Here is an 18,589-nt window from a genome sequence, read left to right on the forward strand (position 1 = left end):
ATGGCAAATATTAGAACTAAAGCTCGTGCTCTTGACATGCTTGGCAGACAACAGATCGCCGGTATTCCCACCGCATTAAGTGAACTGTTTAAAAATGCTCATGATGCCTATGCAGATAATGTTGAAGTAGATTATATACGGAAAAAAAACTTATTAATTTTACGTGATGATGGCCTTGGGATGACTAAGGAAGAGTTTGAGGAGCGCTGGCTCACTATCGGTACTGATAGTAAACTAATCGATGAAGATAGTATCGATATGCCAGAAGTTGATACATCTAAGCAGTCTCGGCCTATTATGGGAGAAAAAGGTATTGGTCGATTAGCTATCGCTTCAATTGGCCCCCAGGTAATGGTAATAACTCGTTCACGCAGGAACGGAGTCAGCGGTAAAATTGTCGCAGCCTTTGTCAATTGGACACTTTTTTCTTTACCAAAGTTAAATTTAGAAGATATTAACATTCCAATAATAGAAATTGCTCAAAATGAATTTCTTTATAAATCACATGTCGAAAAGCTCATACAAGAAGCAAAAGAAAATGTATTAAACTTAAAAGGTAAAATTTCACAGAAAAAAATTGATTTAATTATATCGCAACTAGAACAGTTCAACTATGACCCAGAATTCTGGGATGCTAGTTTAAATAGTCTCGATGATAACCTTAACCTAAAGCGTGATCATCTTTCTCTAAAAGGCAATCGAGGGGGAACCCATTTCATTATAACACCTGTAGATGAAATTTTAGCCGATGATATTGAGACGCTTAATACTACTAGACGCACAGATCAATCTTCAAGACTTGAGAAATCATTGCTAGGTTTCACGAATACAATGTACGAAAATTCGCATCCTCCGATTATGGCTCGTTTTCGGGATCATACTTTACATGGTGAGTGTATTGATAGAATCAGTGAATCTGTTTTTTTTACACCAGATGAGTTTGCTATTGCTGATCATCACTTTAATGGTGTATTCAACGAATTCGGACAGTTTTCAGGAACGATAAGAATCTATGGTGAAGAAAAAAATGTAATTATCCCATGGCCTGAAGGCAGTAACAAAGAAACATTATGTGGATCATTTCGACTTAACTTAGCTTATTTGCAAGGCCTCCAAAGAGATACAAAAATTCCTCCAGAAACATGGAGAGAACTGAGAGATAAAACTGACAGAATGGGAGGGTTGTATGTCTACAGGGACGGCATACGTATTTTACCATATGGTGATTCAGACGTTGATTTCCTTCGTATTGAGCAACGTCGTTCTAAAAGCATGTCTGAATATTTTTTCTCATACCGAAGAATGTTTGGAGCAATAGAATTAACTAAATCAAACAATGCTGAACTGAGAGAAAAGGCAGGGCGAGAAGGCTTCATCGAGAATAAAGCATATAAGCAATTCAAAGCCATTTTGGAGAATTTTTTTATTCAGGTCGCGGCGGATTACTTTAACGATAAAGGTGACCAGTCAGCAACATTTATAGAAACAAGAGCGCGCCAACAACGTGAAAATGAATTAATTAAAAAACGCGAAAGCTACAAGGCTTCTAAACGAAAACGTTTTTCGGCTTCTCTCGATAATTTCTTTACGAAGCTTGATAATGGTAATTTCGAAAAAGAAATTCAAATTTTAAAAGAAAAATCACAATCAGTTTTCGAAAATTTTGATCCTAAAAACTTATCAGTTGATGACCTTGCTTTTAATGTGGAGAAAATTAGACTTAACGAGTTCGGAAGATTACTAGAAAGTATCGAGATTACCAAACCATCTGGCGTTGGATTAAATAAAGAACTAGCTGATCGTTGGGATCTATACCAAGTTAAGAAAAATGAAATCGTTATTAACATTGAAAGATGTAAGGCAGATATTGGTGCTAGATTAGTAGACTACGAAGATCGATTTGGTGACAGGACAGGTTTACGGCATCGTTTTAATGATTCTCTTTCTTTACTTGAAGAATCTCAAAGAAAACAACTTAATGATGCATATAATAAAGCTAATAAGGTGCTTGAGGAACTGCAACAACAAGCACGACAGCTACTAAATCAAAGCAGGCAACAGTCTAAACAGAAGACAGCTGAAGTTTTTAAAGATTTCAATTCAACCAGTTTTCAAGGCGTCACAACAGAACAACTCTATAAGTTGAAAACTGATTTAGAATCAAGAATAGATAATTCTTCAAAAGCAATATTAGATAATGTAAACCTCATAATCGATAGACTCGAAGCAGCAAAAGAAGGTACTGACCAAAATACTACGTCTTCTACCGAGTTAGTTTCTATTTTAGAAACTGAATACGAGCTTTTACGTGAACAACATGACAAAAATTTACATCTTGCTCAATTAGGAATGGCTCTTGGTATTCTTGGACATGAATTTAATAGCAATATTTTATCACTTCGTCGGGCTTTAAATGAAATGCAGCCTTTTGCAGCTCGCAACGAAAGATTTAAAATAATTTATGATAGAGTTCGCATCGGATTTGATCATCTTGATGCATATATAAAAACCCTAATTCCATTAACAAGACAGACTGGGCGTAGGCGTACACTCATAACTGGCAAAGCTATTAGTGAATTTATTATTTCTGTCTTTGAAGAACGTTTAGAAAAAGAGCAAATTGTTATTAATTTCACTGAAGATTTTTATAACCAAAGTGTAGTTACTTTTACTTCTACTATATATCCAGTATTTATCAACCTTATTGACAATGCCATCTATTGGGTAGCAAAAAGCTCAGGACAAAAAACGATTACTCTCGATTCGTGTGTTAATGGTTTTCTTATCAAAGACTCCGGCCCAGGTATTCCGACAATTGACCAACAAAATGTATTTGAATTTGGATTTAGCCGTCGGTTGGGTGGACAAGGTATGGGTCTTTATATCGCCCATCAAACCCTTACACGCGAAGATTTTGAACTCTCTCTTGACCCATATGATCCCAATACAGGTGCAGTTTTCCGGATTGTAAAAAACGAACATAACGACATTGATGTGGAGTGATATTGTGCGTACAGGATTATTTTTTGAAACCTCACAAAGTATTGTTAAGAGCTTTTTGAGTAACGTAATTGCAATTGATGATAAGTTGTTTTTTGGTAATGCTATATCTAATAAGGAAGAGGTAGCCTCTGCTGCTAATAAAGACCCCTTTGCTTTTGGCGAGGAAGAAAGTGGTTCAAGTGAGGAGGATAGTGGTTTAGGTGTGGCAAATATTAGCCTCGCTTCGTCTACAATTAGGGATAGATTAGAAAAAGAAGTTCATAATTTAGATTATCAAGACCTATCTTTAGCTTTCGCTGAATATGGAATAAATTGTAGTGGTTTTATTCCTGACGTCCATAGATTCAAGACAATTGAAGATGCAGCTGAGAATATCACACTGAGTGCAAAACGTGTAGATGCTACAATTCTTGATTGGCGCATGGATGAAAACTTTGGTGCTGAAATCGGAAGCTTAGCTAAGGCAAGTATTTTAAAAATATTACAACATGATAAAAGTCAGCATGGAAGATTAAGACTAATTGTGATCTACACCGCAGAACCGAATATCGCAGAAATTACTGGAAATATTGCACAAACATTACAGAGCGTAGATTTCAGTGTATTAACGAATGAAAATAACATTAATTTTGATAATGCAGATTTAGAATTCTGTCAAATTACTGTCATAGAAAAGAAAACAACCGCAAAAGAGTTACGAGAAGAAGTCGTCTCATTATTTACCGAACTAACCATCGGACTTTTACCCAATGCAACCTTATCCACACTTAGCGAATTGAGAGATAAAACCCATCATATTCTTCATACTTTTAGTAGAGATTTAGACCCTGCTTATTTGTCGCACGTAATTGGATTGCTATCGTCACCAAAAGTTAGAGAAAATGCTGAAGAAGTTGCTCTTGATTATGCAGCTGAATTAATAGCTGAAGAATTAAAATCCATGATTCAAATAAGCCACCCCTTAAAGTTAAGCTTAGAAAAAAATAGAATAATAGACTGGCTTAGTCATATAAATATGGAAAATGACGATGATTTCTTCGAGATTGTAGTCGGAGATGAATCGGGAAAAGTTGGCTCATGTAGAATGAAAGAACTTATTGAAGCCACAGAGAATGAACAAATTGACGCGATACTACAGTCTGAACCCAAAATAATTAGTAAGGGTCAAGATTCTCTCAGCTTTTTTGAAAGAAATAGAATTCAAGTAAATTTAAAAAATGGGACTATCGATAGCCATGAAAAGTTATCAATTATTGAGTGTAAGCGTCGTGACGGCCTCTCTCTTACGAATTTAGCATATGCTCCAAATATTAAACTCGGTTCAATAATAAAAGATAAAAAAGGTAAGTATTATATTTGTTTACAACCATTGTGTGACAGCGTCCGTCTAAGTTCAGATGCGAGTTTTCTTTTCCTTGCAGTTAAAGAAGTTAAAGAGCCGACAGGGAAGTTCACCCATGTGATCCAATCAAAAACTGGTGAAAATATTCGTCTGATGGCTAGATGCTCAACTCAATGTATCCGCAAATTTGATCTTAAACGCAACAAAACCACCCGTACAGTAAAAGCTTCTAACCAAGCCGGTAGCAATGAATATATAATTCAGTGTAAAAAAGAAAGTGGAGGCATTGAGGAACTATTTTGGGTTGGTGAGCTTAAAAATAATGTTGCCCAAGCAATATCAAATCAGGTGGCTGCAAGTATTTCTCGAATTGGTCTAGATACAAATGAATGGTTGCGTTTAAGCTCATCTATAAGTATTGCATAACCCTCAGCCCTCCAGGCATATTTATAGCTGGAGGGCTTATTAAGGTAAACAAGAGAATTTACTTTGTATACCCAATAAACTTGAAGTTGCATGCTCAAGCAACAATGCAGACCAAGCCTTATGAGCATGAAGCTACACGGGCAACATGCAACTTGAAGTATGACAGGTATATATACATTCATAGCTTATTATATTATTTTTTTAGCATCACTTAAAAACAATTATCACATAAAAAATAAAGAATAATTAGTAGTCCCCTTCTCAATCTAAAAGACTATATCTAATATTATAAAGCTTTCACATTGGGCTTAAATTACACCACGCAAATACTGGAATCACATGTAAAAAGTTATCCTTTAAAAATGAACATTTAAATCAAGAAACTATTCAAACGTTAAATAACCTGCTGCGTTCTTTTAATGCCAATTGGCTTGGGTGTTGATGCTTAATAGCAGGCAAATAAATTTTCTTACCATCATAAAAGTAGTACTCTGATTTATTTAACTTTTCCGAAACGCTTACTGTAAAATCATTATTCAGGTAAATAAGCCCCATGTCGAATAAAAGATGTAAATCTGCACGCAATAATAATCCATTACTTACCTCATTCGTTGCCTGCCCCATGTACGGATAGATATGTGCAGCCTGAAGAGTTTCAACAACCATTGTGCCACTTATAGCGCATCGACCTTCATAAGCCAATAGCAAATTTTTTCTAAATGATGCTTGACCACGTCTTATTGAGACTAATCTATTAGCCACCTCTCTCTTAGCATCTATTTCATCAATATTGAATCCTATTTTAGAAAAATTGTTTTCCATAGAATCCCCATGAATTATTGACAACCATTCACTGCTATTTAAAGATGTATTGATCAGTATTCTTTTTGTCCCATTCCCGCCTTTAGCATTTATATTGGACTTAAACGATTGCAGAGCGTGACTTATTTTCCTTCTTAAAGTGAGTATGTCATAGTTACGGATATCTATTTGAGATTCACCATCAATTATTAAAACCCTTTCTCTTGCAGACCACGTGTTAATTGATTTTGATGATACTAATGTCACTTCTATATATTCAACATTGCAAATCTGAAGTCTGGATAATATGGCATCTAACGCAATTGTATAATCGGAATTTCTCTCATTACTTTTACCTTTTGCTCCTCCCCTTGATTCAAGTACTAATCCGAATACTCCATCTAAAGTTGTTATAGAAACTGTAGCATTAAGCTCTTTATTATCCTCAGAAATAACTTTCATTATAAAACCCTTAAAGTAAACATCAAATAGTCTAATGTTAATAACTAGCAATAAACCGAAAAACATATTTTATTAAAATAAATCCTTATCCAGTGTTCTTTTTTGCATAGTCAAACGGACTTATCCCCCTCTCTCGATTCGCATCCAGATAATCAGCCCACCACTGCAGCATCAACCTTCGCTCCCCAAGATGTTCCGCCTTATGGATATAAGCCGCCCGTACTGAGCTACGTTCCTGATGACTCATCTGCCGCTCTACTGCATCCCTCGACCACAATCCCGATTCAATCAAAGAACTACACGCCATCGTCCTGAAACCATGCCCACACACTTCCGTTTTCGTGTCATAGCCCATCACTCGCAAGGCCTTGTTAAGCGTATTCTCACTCATTGGCTTACGCGGATCGTGATCACCAACGAAGATCAGCTCACGGTTTCCACTCATGCTTTTGATCTTTTCCAGAATGGTGAGAGCTTGTCGAGATAAGGGTACAAGATGTGGAGTCCGCATCTTCGAACCACGCTGAGAATGCTTAACTCCCTCCAGTGGCTCACGTTCTCCCGGAATCGTCCACATGGCAGTATCAAAATCCACTTCTGACCAGCGAGCAAAACACAACTCGCTTGAACGGATGAAAACTAACAATGTGAGTTCAACCGCCAGTCGGGTTAACGGCCTGCCAGAATAGTGATAGATGCGTTGAAGCAATTCAGGAATGCGGTTAAGTTCCAGAGCAGCACGATGCTGTCTTTTCGCCGTAGCAACCGCACCAGCAATCTCTTGAGCGGGGTTGTAGTCGATTAACCCACTCTGTACAGCAAAGCGCATAATCGCGGTAGTACGCTGCTGCAAACGAGCAGCGACTTCGAGACGCCCAGACGACTCCACCGCTTTGATGGGGACAAGCAGATCCCGAGTCTTCAGATCAGCAATGTTCCGCTTACCGATAGCAGCAAAGAGATTATCTTCGAGGCTTTTCAATACACGAGCGCTATGCGATGCAGACCACTTCTGATTGCTGGCGTGCCACTCTCTGGCTACCACTTCAAACGTTATCGTCTCTTGCTCATGCTCTGCCTTAACAGCTTTCTTGTTCTCACTAGGATCGACGCCGTTAGCTAACAACTTACGGGCTTCATCCCGGCGACCTCTGGCATCGGCCAGCGAGACTTCAGGGTATTTCCCCAGCGCCAGCATCTTCTCATTACCGCCAAAACGATAACGAAGCCGCCAGTATTTGGAACCGTTAGGGTGAACCAGCAAAACCATGCCTTCACCGTCAGTTAGTTTATAGGCTTTTGCTTCAGGCTTAGCCGAACGAACCTTCACATCACTCAGAGCCATGATGAGTATCCTTTCAAGGATTCTGTGTGGGTACAAACATTATCGAACCGGGATATACCCGCAGTTGTACCCGCATCAGTAAGTTGATGTAGATTGAATCAGGTTGACTTAGGTTGAGTGGAAAAGCGAGGAAAGCCTTGCGGATACTGGATTTCAGGCACAAAAAAAGACGTCCGTTGACGTCTATTGATGTTCCGATGGTGCCGAAGGCCGGACTCGAACCGGCACGTATTTCTACGGTTGATTTTGAATCAACTGCGTCTACCGATTTCGCCACTTCGGCACTGAAGGGATACGGAAACGTTGTGGATTATACCTGTCGATGGCCGCCATGCAAGCAGCAGCGTGTCTCCGCCACGCTAAGTGTCGAAAAAAACAGCGCCCGGCCTGCTCAGGAGCGTCTCAGGTCACATTTTCCCCTTCGCCTGCCCGGCAAGCTTACCCCGCTCCCCTTCCCCTTCCCCTTCCCCTTCCCCTTCCCCTTCCCCTTCCCCTTCCCCTTCCCCTTCCCTCTTCGATTGCCCCATCTGCCTGCCTCCTTCTGCCAAGCGTCGCCCCGCCCCATGCTCTACACTTTCTGTTTATCTACGCCAAACCAAGGAAATCGTGATGAGCACAATTAAAAGCTACGCCGCCAAAGAAGCGGGCGCCGATCTGTCGCTGTGGGAGTACGACGCGGGCGAACTGCTGCCGCAGGATGTCGAAGTACAGGTTGAATACTGCGGCATCTGCCACTCCGACCTGTCGATGATCGACAACGAATGGGGCATGTCGAGCTATCCGCTGGTTGCCGGCCATGAGGTGATTGGCCGCGTGGCGGCGCTGGGCAGCGCGGCACAGGATAAAGGACTGAAAGTCGGCCAGAAGGTGGGCATCGGCTGGACGGCCCGCAGCTGCGGGCACTGCGATGCCTGTATCAGCGGCAACCAGATCAACTGCCTCGAAGGCTCGGTGCCAACCATCATCAACCGCGGCGGCTTTGCCGATAAGCTGCGCGCCGACTGGCAATGGGTGATCCCGCTGCCGGAGAGTATCGATATCGAATCCGCCGGCCCGATGCTGTGCGGCGGGATCACCGTCTTTAAACCGCTGCTGATGCACCACGTCACCGCCACCAGCCGCGTGGGCGTCATTGGTATCGGCGGCCTCGGCCATATCGCCATTAAGCTGCTGCGCGCCATGGGCGCCGAAGTGACTGCCTTCAGCTCCAGTCCGGCAAAAGAGCAGGAAGTGCTGGCGATGGGCGCCGATCGAGTGGTGAACAGCCGCGATCCTGAAGCCCTAAAAGCGCTGGCCGGCCAGTTCGATCTGATCATCAACACCGTGGCGGTGGATCTCGAATGGCAGCCGTACTTCGAAGCGCTGGCGTACGGCGGCAACTTCCATACCGTCGGCGCGGTGATGAAGCCGCTACAGGTTCCCGCCTTTACCCTGATTGGCGGCGACCGCAGCATTTCTGGTTCAGCTACCGGCAACCCGTCCGAACTACGTAAGCTGATGAAGTTTGCCGGACGCAGCAAAGTGGCCCCGACTACCGAGCTGTTCCCGATGTCGCAGATCAACGAGGCGCTGAAACACGTGCGCGAGGGTAAAGCTCGCTATCGCGTGGTGCTGAAAGCCGACTTCTAGCCCCCCTTATCCGCCGGGCGGCGCGTCTGCCCGGCCTGTTCCCTCAGCCGGCGCCCGCTGAAGGTTCATTAAACGGTCATCTCCCCGCCATCCCCTTGCAGTCATTCGTTCTCACAATCCGGGCTTCCATAAACGCCTGAACGAGACGTCTGCCACCATGAGAAAAACCTGGCTCCCCTGGCTGATACTGTCGCCCTCCCTGCTGTTTTTACTGCTGTTTACCTGGTTCCCGCTGGGCCGTTCGGTGTACGACAGCCTGTTCGATACCCGCATGGCCAGCGACAACGCGCCGTTCGTCGGGCTGGATAACTTCGTCCGCCTGTTCGCCGATAACGTCTTCTGGCAGTCGCTGCTCAACAACCTGCTCTATATCCTGCTGACGGTGGTCCCCGGCGTGACGCTGGCCCTGCTGCTGGCCGTCGCGCTGAGCGAAAACCACCGCGTTAACCGCTGGCTGCGCACCGCCTTTTTCTTCCCGATGATTATCCCGATGGTCAGCGCCGCCGCGCTGTGGCTGTTTATCTTTATGCCCGGGCTCGGCCTGCTCGACCACTATCTGGCGAAGCTGTTCGGGCCGATGAACAACAACTGGCTGGGGCGCAGCAACAGCGCCCTGCTGGCGCTGGCGTTGATCGGCGTATGGAAGTTCGCCGGCTACTACATGCTGTTTTTCCTCGCCGGGTTGCAGAGCATCCCGGCCTCAACGCGTGAAGCGGCGATCATGGAAGGCGCCACCCGCAGCCAGGTGTTCTTTAAGGTGACGCTACCGCTGCTGCGCCCGACCCTGAGCTTCGTGATCACCACCGCGCTGATCTACTCCATCACCCAGATTGACCACGTGGCGGTAATGACCCGCGGCGGGCCGGATAATGCCACCACCGTGCTGCTCTACTACATCCAGAATCTGGCGTGGGATACCCACGACCTCGGCAAAGCCTCCGCCGCCACCTTCCTGACGCTGGCCGGGCTGTTCGCCTTCTCGCTGCTTAACCTCAAACTGCTGGAGAAAGGAGCCCACTATGAGCGCTGAAGCCTCGCCGCTGGTTGTTCGTTCGCCGGTCGCCTCACTACCGCTGTGGCTGCGCCTGCGTCGCTCGCAGCCGTTCACCCTCAGCGTGCTGATGTGCTGCCTGGCTCTGCTGTGGGTCAGCCCGTTTATCTGGATGCTGGCTACCGCGTTCAGCGCCACCACCTTCGGCGAGGATATGGCCTCCCTGCTGCCGCGCCTGCCGCTGACGCTGGATAACTTCCGCGACGCCTGGGCCAGCGCCGACTGGCTAAGCCTCTACGCCAACACCCTTATTTTTACCTTCGGCACCTTCTTCGTGCAGCTGTTGACCATCACCACCGCCGGCTATGTCTTCGCCTACCACCAGTTCCGCGGCAAGCAGACCCTGTTCCTGCTGTTCCTGGTCCAGCTGATGATCATGCCGGTGGTGATGATGGTGCCGAACATGCTGACTCTGAAGACCTTCGGCCTGCTCAACACCCTCACCGGGGTGATGATGCCCTACTTCACCTCGGCGTTTGGCGTGTTCCTGATGCGCCAGGCGTTCCTCGCCATCCCCAAAGAGCTGGAAGAAGCCGCGCTGATGGAGGGCTGCCGCTGGTGGCAGGTGCTGTTCCGCGTGCTGCTGCCGATGTCCTGGCCGTCGGTGCTGGCCTTCGCCACCGTCAGCATTACCTACCACTGGAACGAGTATCTGTGGCCGCTAATGATGCTCAACGATCCCGATAAGCAGGTGCTGACCGTGGGGCTGGTCTCCTTCGCCATGGGCGCCGAATCCGGCGGCCAGTGGGGCACCATCGGCGCCGGGACGCTGATGGTCTGCCTGCCGCTGATGCTGGCGTTCATCCTTTTCCAGAAACAGTTCCTGCGAAGCTTCGGCTTCTCCGGGATCAAATAAGGAGTTATCTATGCTGTTAGCCCAGATTTCCGATACCCATTTCCGCAGCCGCGGGCAGAAGCTGTACGGCTTTATCGACGTCAACGCCGCCAATGCCGACGTGGTCTCCCAGCTCAACGCCCTGGCGGAGCGCCCGGACGCGGTGGTGGTCAGCGGCGATATCGTCAACTGCGGCCGCCCGCAGGAGTACGAGGTTGCCCGCCAGATCCTCGGCAGCCTGAACTATCCGCTGTATCTGATCCCCGGCAATCACGACGATAAAGCCCTGTTTCTCGAATACCTGCATCCGCTGTGCCCGCAGCTCGGCAGCGACCCGCAGAACATGCATTACGCGGTGGACGACTTCGCCACCCGCCTGCTGTTTATCGACTCCAGCCGCGCCGGCACCTCCAGCGGCTGGCTGACCGACGAAACCATCAAATGGCTGGAGGCCCAGCTGTTCGACGGCGGCGATAAGCCGGCGACGGTGTTTATGCACCACCCGCCGCTGCCGCTGGGCAATGCCCAGATGGACCCCATCGCCTGCGAAAACGGCCATCGTCTGCTGGCGCTGGTGGAGCGCTTCCCTTCCCTGACGCGCATCTTCTGCGGTCATAACCATAGTCTGACCCTGACCCAGTATCGCCAGGCGATCATCTCCACCATCCCGGGAACCGTCCATCAGGTGCCCTATTTCCACGAAGACCGTCGCCCGTACTACGACCTGTCGCCGGCGTCGTGCCTGATGCACCGCCAGGTCGGCGAGCAGTGGGTCAGCTACCAGCACCCGCTGACCCACCACGCCGGGCCGTGGCTGTATGACGAAAACATCAGTTGCCCAACGGAAGAGCGTTAATTCTCATGCTTAGTTTGCAAAACATCAGTAAGCGTTTCGACGGTAAACCGGCCCTCGACGCCCTCTCCCTCGATATTCACGAAGGCGAATTCGTGGTGCTGGTCGGCCCCTCCGGCTGCGGCAAAAGCACCCTGCTGCGCCTGCTGGCCGGGCTGGAGCCGGTGAGCGAAGGCGAGATCTGGCTGCACGACCAGAACATCACCACCCTGTCGCCGCGCGAGCGCAACTTCGCGATGATCTTCCAGAACTACGCCCTGTTCCCGCACCTGTCGGTGCAGGACAACATCACCTTCGGCATGAAGGTGCGGAAAGAAGATAAGGCCAGCTGGCAGCCGCGGGTCGATAAAGTGGCGCAGATGCTACAGCTGGAAACGCTGCTGGACCGCAAGCCGGCGAAGCTCTCCGGCGGCCAGCGCCAGCGGGTAGCGATGGCCCGCGCCATCGTGCGCAACCCGCGCCTGTTCCTGATGGACGAACCGCTCTCCAACCTCGACGCGCGTCTGCGCAGCGAAGTACGCGACAGCATCATGGATCTCCACCAGCAGCTAAAAACCAGCACCGTCTACGTCACCCACGATCAGACCGAGGCGATGTCGATGGCCGATCGCATCGTGGTGATGAACGGCGGCCACGTCCAGCAGGTCGGGCGGCCGGAGTACCTCTACGCCCATCCGGCCAACCTGTTCGTTGCCGGGTTTATCGGCTCACCGGCGATGAATCTGCTGTCGCTGCCCTGCGCCGACGGCGAGGTGCAGCTCGGCGACCTGCGCCATCCGCTGCCGCCGCACTACCGTGACGAGTCCCGGGTCTGGTTCGGCATTCGTCCGGAACATATCAGCGATCGCGTGGAGGAGGGGCATCTGCGCCTCTGTGCCACCGTCCTGCAACGAGAACTGATGGGAGCCGATTATCTGCTCCACGTCAGCACCCCCATCGGCACCCTGCGCTTTAGCCGCCGCCATCGCGGCGCGGTACCGGAGAAAGGCGACACGCTGATCCTCGGCTTCTCGCCTGCCGATATTCATCTTTTTCATGCTGAGCAACAGCACAATTTACTCCAGGAGATTGACCATGCTTAAACCTCTGACGGCTCTCGCGGTTGGGTTAAGCCTCGCGCTGAGCGGCGCGGCGCTGGCAAAAGAGAAGATCGATTTCATGTTCCCGGCGCCGGTAGACGGCAAGCTGACCATGGAGATGACCCGCGTCATCAAAGCCTTTAACGATTCACAGCAGGATGTCGAAGTGCGCGGGATCTTCACCGGCAACTACGACACCACCAAGATCAAAGCGGAATCGGCGCAGAAGGCCGGACAGCCGCCGGCATTGGTGATCATGTCCGCCAACTTCACCACCGATCTGGCGCTGAAGGATGAGATCCTGCCGATGGACGATCTGTTCCAGTATGGCGATCAAAAAGCGGGGGACTTCCTGGTCAAGGAGTTCTGGCCGGCAATGCATAAGAACGCCCAGGTGATGGGCACCACCTACGCTATTCCGTTCCATAACTCGACGCCGATCCTCTACTACAACAAAACGATGTTCGATCGGGCCGGGATCGCGCAGCCGCCGCAGACCTGGGCCGAGCTGCTGGCGGATGCCAAAAAGCTAACCGACGAGAGCAAAGGCCAATGGGGGATCATGCTGCCGTCGACCAACGATGACTACGGCGGCTGGATCTTCTCGGCGCTGGTACGCGCCAACGGCGGAAAATACTTTAACGAAGACTATCCGGGCGAGGTCTACTACAACGCGCCGACCACCATCGGGGCGCTGCGCTTCTGGCAGGATCTGATCTACAAAGACAAAGTGATGCCCTCCGGCGTGCTCAACTCGAAGCAGATCAGCGCCAGCTTCTTCTCCGGCAAGGTCGGGATGGCGATGCTCAGCACCGGCGCGCTGGGCTTTATGCGCGAGAACAGCAAAGATTTTGAGCTCGGGGTGGCGATGCTGCCGGCGAAAGAGCAGCGTGCGGTACCGATCGGCGGCGCCAGCCTGGTGAGCTTTAAAGGTATCAACGACGCGCAGAAGAAAGCGGCCTATCAGTTCCTGACGTATCTGGTGAGCCCGCAGGTCAACGGTGCATGGAGCCGCTTCACCGGCTACTTCTCGCCGCGCAAAGCCTCGTACGATACGCCGGAGATGAAGGCCTATCTGCAGCAGGATCCGCGCGCGGCGATTGCTCTGGAGCAGCTGAAGTACGCCCATCCGTGGTACTCCACCTGGGAGACCGTTGCCGTGCGTAAAGCGATGGAGAACCAGCTGGCGGCGGTGGTTAACGATGCCAAAGTGACGCCGGAAGCGGCGGTGCAGACGGCGCAGAAAGAGGCCGATACCCTGATGAAGCCGTACGTCGACAAAACCGCCCTCGCTGAGGTGAAGTAAGCCCCTTGTCGCTCCGGCGCCTCTCCCCGGTGGCGCGCTGCTTACCGGGGCTACTGACCAGCGCCGTACCGTAACCTCCCGCTGGCGTGACGCTTACCGGAGTTACTGACCAGCGCCGTACCGTAACCTCCCGCTGGCGTGACGCTTACCGGAGTTACTGACCAGCGCCGTACCGTAACCTCCCGCTGGCGCGACGCTTACCGGGGATACAGACCAGCGCCGTACCGTAACCTCCCGCTGGCGTGACGCTTACCGGGGCTACTGACCAGCGCCGTATCGTAACCTCCCGCTGGCGTGACGCTTACCGGAGTTACTGACCAGCGCCGTACCGTAGCCCGGGCAAGGGGTTTACCCCGCCGCCCGGGAACCTGCTCCCCGAGGTGATATTGCTCGCCCTTTCCACGCCAGCCGTTTGATTTTTCAGCGTAAAAAGGGTACGTTTTCACCTTCCCCCCAGCGTGAGCAGTCGTGCATTATGCCTATTATTCAGTCTGTTGAACGAGCCCTGACGATCCTCGACCTGTTTAACGAACAAGCCACGGAACTGAAGATCACCGATATCAGCAAACAGATGGGCCTCAGTAAAAGCACCCTCCATTCGCTGCTCAAAACCTTACAGCTGCACGGCTATATCGATCAGAATCCGGAAAACGACAAATACCGCCTGGGCATGAAGCTGGTTGAACGCGGCCATTTTGTCGTAGGGACGATGGATATTCGCCAGAAGGCGAAAAGCTGGCTGACGGATCTCTCGCAGCGCACCGGGCAGACCACTCACCTCGGCATTCTTGACGGCCACGAAGGCGTCTACATCGAGAAAATCGAAGGCAGGCTCGCCGCTATCGCCTACTCGCGCATCGGCCGTCGGCTCCCCATCCACGCAACGGCGATCGGTAAGGTCCTGATCGCCTGGCTGAGCGAGGCGGAGCAAAATACTCTGCTGGAAGGCTATCAGTACACGCCGTTTACCCCCGCAACGCTGACCTCCCGCGAGGCGCTGCTGGCGGCGCTGGCGCAAACCCGCGCCCAGGGCTATGCGCAGGACAGCGAAGAGAATGAGCAGGGCGTGCGCTGCGTGGCGGTACCGGTGTGGAACCATGAATCGCGGGTCATTGCCGCACTGAGTCTGTCAACGCTCACCTCTCGCGTCGATGAGGCTGAGCTCGCGCGCTATCGCGCCTTGCTGGAAGAGGCCGGGCGCCAGCTATCGAAAGCGCTGGGCTACCCGGCCTGAGGGGTTATCCGACTACCGGCTCATAGCTGAAGTAGTCAAAGTCCGCATAGCAGCCGTCGCCGCTGATATCCTCGCAGTGCAGGCCGACAAAGGCGCCGGTAAAGAACCCGCGCCCGCCGATGTAATCGTCCGACAGCTTCCAGGCGGCATATTCCACCGGCACGGTGTGCCACTGCTCGCCGTCAAACGAGTAGCTGTAGCGATAGACGAGATGGTCGACGTCGACCCGGAGCCATATGCTCTGCGCGGCATCCGGTACCGCGATCGGGTGTTCATGCAGCGGCCACGACGGCACGTTATGATCGAGCTGCAACACCTTAATGGTTCTGCCCTGTCCCTCTTCATAGTCAACGAAGCAGTAGCTCCAGTTTTTGCTGTTGTAATAACAGGTTAATCCGGCGCTCTGTTGAAAATTCTGCGGGGCAAACTCCATTCGCGTTTCGGCGCGGAAGGCAAAGTGCTGCCAGCGCCGGGCGACGGTGGACTGGGTGAACGTCGAGTTGAGCGAATCGTTGCCGTACAGGCGCAGAAAGCCGGGACGGGCATTCAGCGACCCTAAGGTGTCATCGAAGGGAATACGCAGCGTTTGCAGCTCCGGGTTGAGCGTCGGGCGGTTGAACTCTTCTCGCCAGCGCTCATCAGCCACGACACGACTTTCAGCCATTTGCGGCCCCGGCACGTTTAGCTGCGCGTGTTTTCCCCCTTCCACCGACGGCCAGCCGTCGTGCCAGGCGATGCGCGCGATGCCGGTTTCCCGCCCCAGCGAGCAGTAGCCGCGCCCGCCGGAGGCCAGCAGCGGCACACCGGGCAAGCGCTGCGGACGGCTGGTGAGATAGGCCATATACCATTCGCCGGTGTGGGTCTCCAGCAGCGAACCGTGGCCGCTTTTCTGCAGCGGATTTTCCGGCAGATGCCAGCTGGTCATCAGCGTCCCGTCCGGATGCAGTTCGTACGGCCCGTCGATATTTTTCGCTCTGAGCACCACCACCGCATGTTCATAACTGGTGCCGCCTTCGGCCACCAGCAGATAGTACCAGCCCTCTTTATGGTACAGATGGGCCCCTTCGGTATAGCGCAGCGCCGTGCCGGTAAACAGGGTTTTTCGCGTCTTCGACAGGGTCTGCGTCTGCGGGAAATACTCCTGCAGGACGATCGTACAGTGCGGGTCACTGTGGTGACGCGGCCCCCACGGGCGGTAAATATAATATTTACGCCCGTCCGAATCGTGAAACAGCGACGGGTCAAAGCCGCCGTTACCCATCGCGATCGGTTCACTCCACGGCCCCTCAATAGAGGGGGCGGTGACCAGATAGTTGCGACCGTTTTTCCACGGCGAGTCGACGATTTTCACATCGGTATACAGCAGCCAGAACAGCCCGTCGGCGTAGCTCAGACACGGCGCCCAGATCCCGCCGGAGTCGGGGTTGCCTTTCATATCCAGCATCGACACGCGATCCAGCGGCGTGCTCACCAGCGACCAGTTTTTCAAATCCCGCGAGTGGTAAATCCGCACTCCCGGAAACCACTCGAAGGTGGAGGTGGCGATGTAGTAATCCTCGCCCTGGCGACACATTGACGGATCCGGGTTAAAACCGGTCAGAATCGGGTTAGTTATCGTGTACATATTGCCTCCTGCTTAATGGGATGTCGCGGCAGCGGCGGCAGGGACGCCCTCTTCCTGCGCCGCGCGATGTTGACGTAACTGCTGGCTGATGGCCTCCACCCGGGCATCGGTCAGCTTGTAGAGTGAGAGCATGGTGAACATGCCGATATAGAGCACCACAGGCACCACGCAGAACAGGATTTTGATGGTGGTTAGCACCTCAACCGGCTGCACGCTGCTGCTGGCGGAGTAGTTCACGTAGGCCAGAATCCAGCCCACCACCGCGCCGCCAATGGCCAGGCCAATCTTCAGACTGAACAGATAGGTGGAAAAAACCAGTCCGTCGAGACGGCGGCCGCTGCGGCTTTCTTCGTAATCCACTACGTCAGAGGCCATCAGCCACTGCAGCGGCGTGGTGGTGTTGAAAACGAACAGGAAGACGATGTTGAGCGCGAAAATCAGCGCGATATAGTCAGCCGGGGTAACGAAAATCAGCAGGCTAATCAGGGAATAGACCACGATAATCCCTTTAAAGGCCTTCACCCGATCGAAGCGCCCGAGCAGGCGCGAAGAGGCCAGCGAACCGAACATGGTGGCGATGCTGCCGTAGAGCAGAAACTGCATCGCCAGCTCCGGGTGGTCCATCACGTATTTCACGAAGTAGAGCGTTGCCCCGCCGCGAACCACGTTGGAGCAGGTCGCCATCATTTTGAAAGCACACATGATTCGCCACTGAGTGTTGCCGAACAGCAGCTTAAGATCTTTCGCCACCGATGCGCCCGGCTGCACGTCGAAGGTATAGCGCTCTCTGGTCGTGAAGAAGCACACATACAGCAGCACGACGCCGGTCAGCCCGAGCACGCACATGGCGCCAAAGTAACCCACCTGCTCGTTGCCTTTGCCAATGATGCTCACCAGCGGCAGCGCAATCCCGCTAATCGCCAGCGATCCCGCGGCCGCGAGGAAAAAACGCCACGACTGCAGGGCATGGCGCTCTTTCGGATCCGCCGTAATCACCCCCGGCATCGCGCAATAGGGGACGTTAACGAAGGTGTAGACCAGCGTCAGCAGAATATAGGTCACGCAGGCATAGATAATTTTGCCCTGCGCGGAAAAGTCCGGCGTGTAGAAGGTCAGCATACAGACGATGCCGAACGGAATGGCGCCCCACAGCAGGAACGGGCGGAACTGGCCGTAGCGGGTACGGGTGCGGTCCACCAGCAGCCCCATCAGCGGATCGGTGACGGCATCCAGCACGCGGGAAACCAAAAACAGCGTGCCCATAATACCGGCGGAGAGGCCAAACACATCGGTGTAGAAATAGGCCAGCAGAAACATCGTCGCCTGCCAGACGAAACCGCACGCGGTATCGCCCAGCCCGTAGCCGATTTTATCTTTCATGGTTAATTGCATATTTATCCCCAACCCCAATGAGTGGAATGGCGCAAACGTCAGGGACCTGAAAAGGGAATACATACCCGCTGCAACGTCAGGAAATCACCCATTATACGTGTGCTTACTGTTCACGTTTTCGTGTTAATAGAGTGTAAGAAGATGTGCATTTTTACGGCAATGGTCATTTTTAATTTATGAATTATGTTTTTTGGTTTTTGTGATTGC

13 protein-coding genes and 1 tRNA gene are annotated in these 18,589 nt (G+C 51.3%); 9 read left to right on the forward strand and 5 right to left on the reverse strand.

What is annotated here, in order from left to right; translation table 11 throughout:
* Both AC236I_RS22305 and AC236I_RS22310 read left to right on the forward strand, forming a co-directional pair.
* Nucleotides 1-3,003 carry an ATP-binding protein gene (locus AC236I_RS22305; protein WP_088883495.1) on the forward strand — a complete coding sequence of 1,001 codons (3,003 nt, stop codon included), beginning with the start codon at nt 1-3 and terminating at the stop codon, nt 3,001-3,003.
* Nucleotides 3,004-3,007: 4 nt separating this feature from the next.
* Nucleotides 3,008-4,771: a response regulator receiver domain gene (locus AC236I_RS22310; RefSeq protein WP_219339507.1), complete on the forward strand. Its 1,764-nt coding sequence runs from the start codon at nt 3,008-3,010 to the stop codon at nt 4,769-4,771.
* A gap of 387 nt (nt 4,772-5,158) precedes the next feature.
* On the opposite strand, the gene AC236I_RS22315 is transcribed toward AC236I_RS22310, so the two are convergent.
* The 3 genes from AC236I_RS22315 to AC236I_RS22325 form a co-directional block, all read right to left on the reverse strand.
* Complete coding sequence (locus tag AC236I_RS22315; RefSeq protein ID WP_157721030.1) at nt 5,159-6,034, reverse strand: HNH endonuclease; 876 nt, start codon at nt 6,032-6,034, stop codon at nt 5,159-5,161.
* 85 nt (nt 6,035-6,119) lie between these two features.
* Entirely contained in the window at nt 6,120-7,379 is a 1,260-nt protein-coding gene (locus AC236I_RS22320; protein ID WP_180553278.1) for a tyrosine-type recombinase/integrase, read from the reverse strand.
* A gap of 198 nt (nt 7,380-7,577) precedes the next feature.
* Nucleotides 7,578-7,662 (reverse strand) — tRNA-Leu (locus AC236I_RS22325).
* A 326-nt stretch (nt 7,663-7,988) separates the two neighbouring features.
* Here AC236I_RS22325 and ahr point away from each other — a divergent pair.
* The 7 genes from ahr (at nt 7,989) to AC236I_RS22360 (ending at nt 15,366) form a co-directional block, all read left to right on the forward strand.
* On the forward strand, nt 7,989-9,008 hold the full coding sequence (gene ahr, locus AC236I_RS22330) for an NADPH-dependent aldehyde reductase Ahr (RefSeq protein ID WP_015585286.1): 1,020 nt from the start codon (nt 7,989-7,991) through the stop codon (nt 9,006-9,008).
* 157 nt (nt 9,009-9,165) lie between these two features.
* Nucleotides 9,166-10,038, forward strand: coding sequence for a carbohydrate ABC transporter permease (locus tag AC236I_RS22335; RefSeq protein ID WP_004857408.1), 873 nt, complete (start codon nt 9,166-9,168; stop codon nt 10,036-10,038).
* Nucleotides 10,028-10,915 (forward strand): carbohydrate ABC transporter permease, encoded by an 888-nt coding sequence (locus AC236I_RS22340; protein ID WP_487608643.1) that lies wholly within the window; start codon nt 10,028-10,030, stop codon nt 10,913-10,915. Before AC236I_RS22335 ends, AC236I_RS22340 begins: the two co-directional genes overlap by 11 nt.
* A 10-nt stretch (nt 10,916-10,925) precedes the next feature.
* Entirely contained in the window at nt 10,926-11,750 is an 825-nt protein-coding gene (locus tag AC236I_RS22345; RefSeq protein WP_064359477.1) for a phosphodiesterase, read from the forward strand.
* A gap of 5 nt (nt 11,751-11,755) precedes the next feature.
* The gene (locus tag AC236I_RS22350; protein ID WP_015585287.1) at nt 11,756-12,829 is read left to right on the forward strand and encodes an ABC transporter ATP-binding protein; all 1,074 of its coding nucleotides are present in this window, start codon (nt 11,756-11,758) and stop codon (nt 12,827-12,829) included.
* Nucleotides 12,822-14,132, forward strand: a complete 1,311-nt coding sequence (locus AC236I_RS22355) for an ABC transporter substrate-binding protein (RefSeq protein WP_015585288.1) — start codon at nt 12,822-12,824, stop codon at nt 14,130-14,132. Before AC236I_RS22350 ends, AC236I_RS22355 begins: the two co-directional genes overlap by 8 nt.
* A 475-nt stretch (nt 14,133-14,607) precedes the next feature.
* Nucleotides 14,608-15,366, forward strand: a complete 759-nt coding sequence (locus tag AC236I_RS22360; protein ID WP_004857393.1) for an IclR family transcriptional regulator — start codon at nt 14,608-14,610, stop codon at nt 15,364-15,366.
* A 4-nt stretch (nt 15,367-15,370) separates the two neighbouring features.
* On the opposite strand, the gene AC236I_RS22365 is transcribed toward AC236I_RS22360, so the two are convergent.
* Both AC236I_RS22365 and AC236I_RS22370 read right to left on the reverse strand, forming a co-directional pair.
* Nucleotides 15,371-16,990 (reverse strand): glycoside hydrolase family 43 protein, encoded by a 1,620-nt coding sequence (locus tag AC236I_RS22365; protein WP_015585289.1) that lies wholly within the window; start codon nt 16,988-16,990, stop codon nt 15,371-15,373.
* Nucleotides 16,991-17,002: 12 nt separating this feature from the next.
* Entirely contained in the window at nt 17,003-18,382 is a 1,380-nt protein-coding gene (locus AC236I_RS22370) for a glycoside-pentoside-hexuronide (GPH):cation symporter (protein ID WP_004857385.1), read from the reverse strand.
* Nucleotides 18,383-18,589: the final 207 nt, after the last annotated feature.

The sequence above is a fragment of the Klebsiella sp. Sb-30 genome (assembly GCF_057652795.1).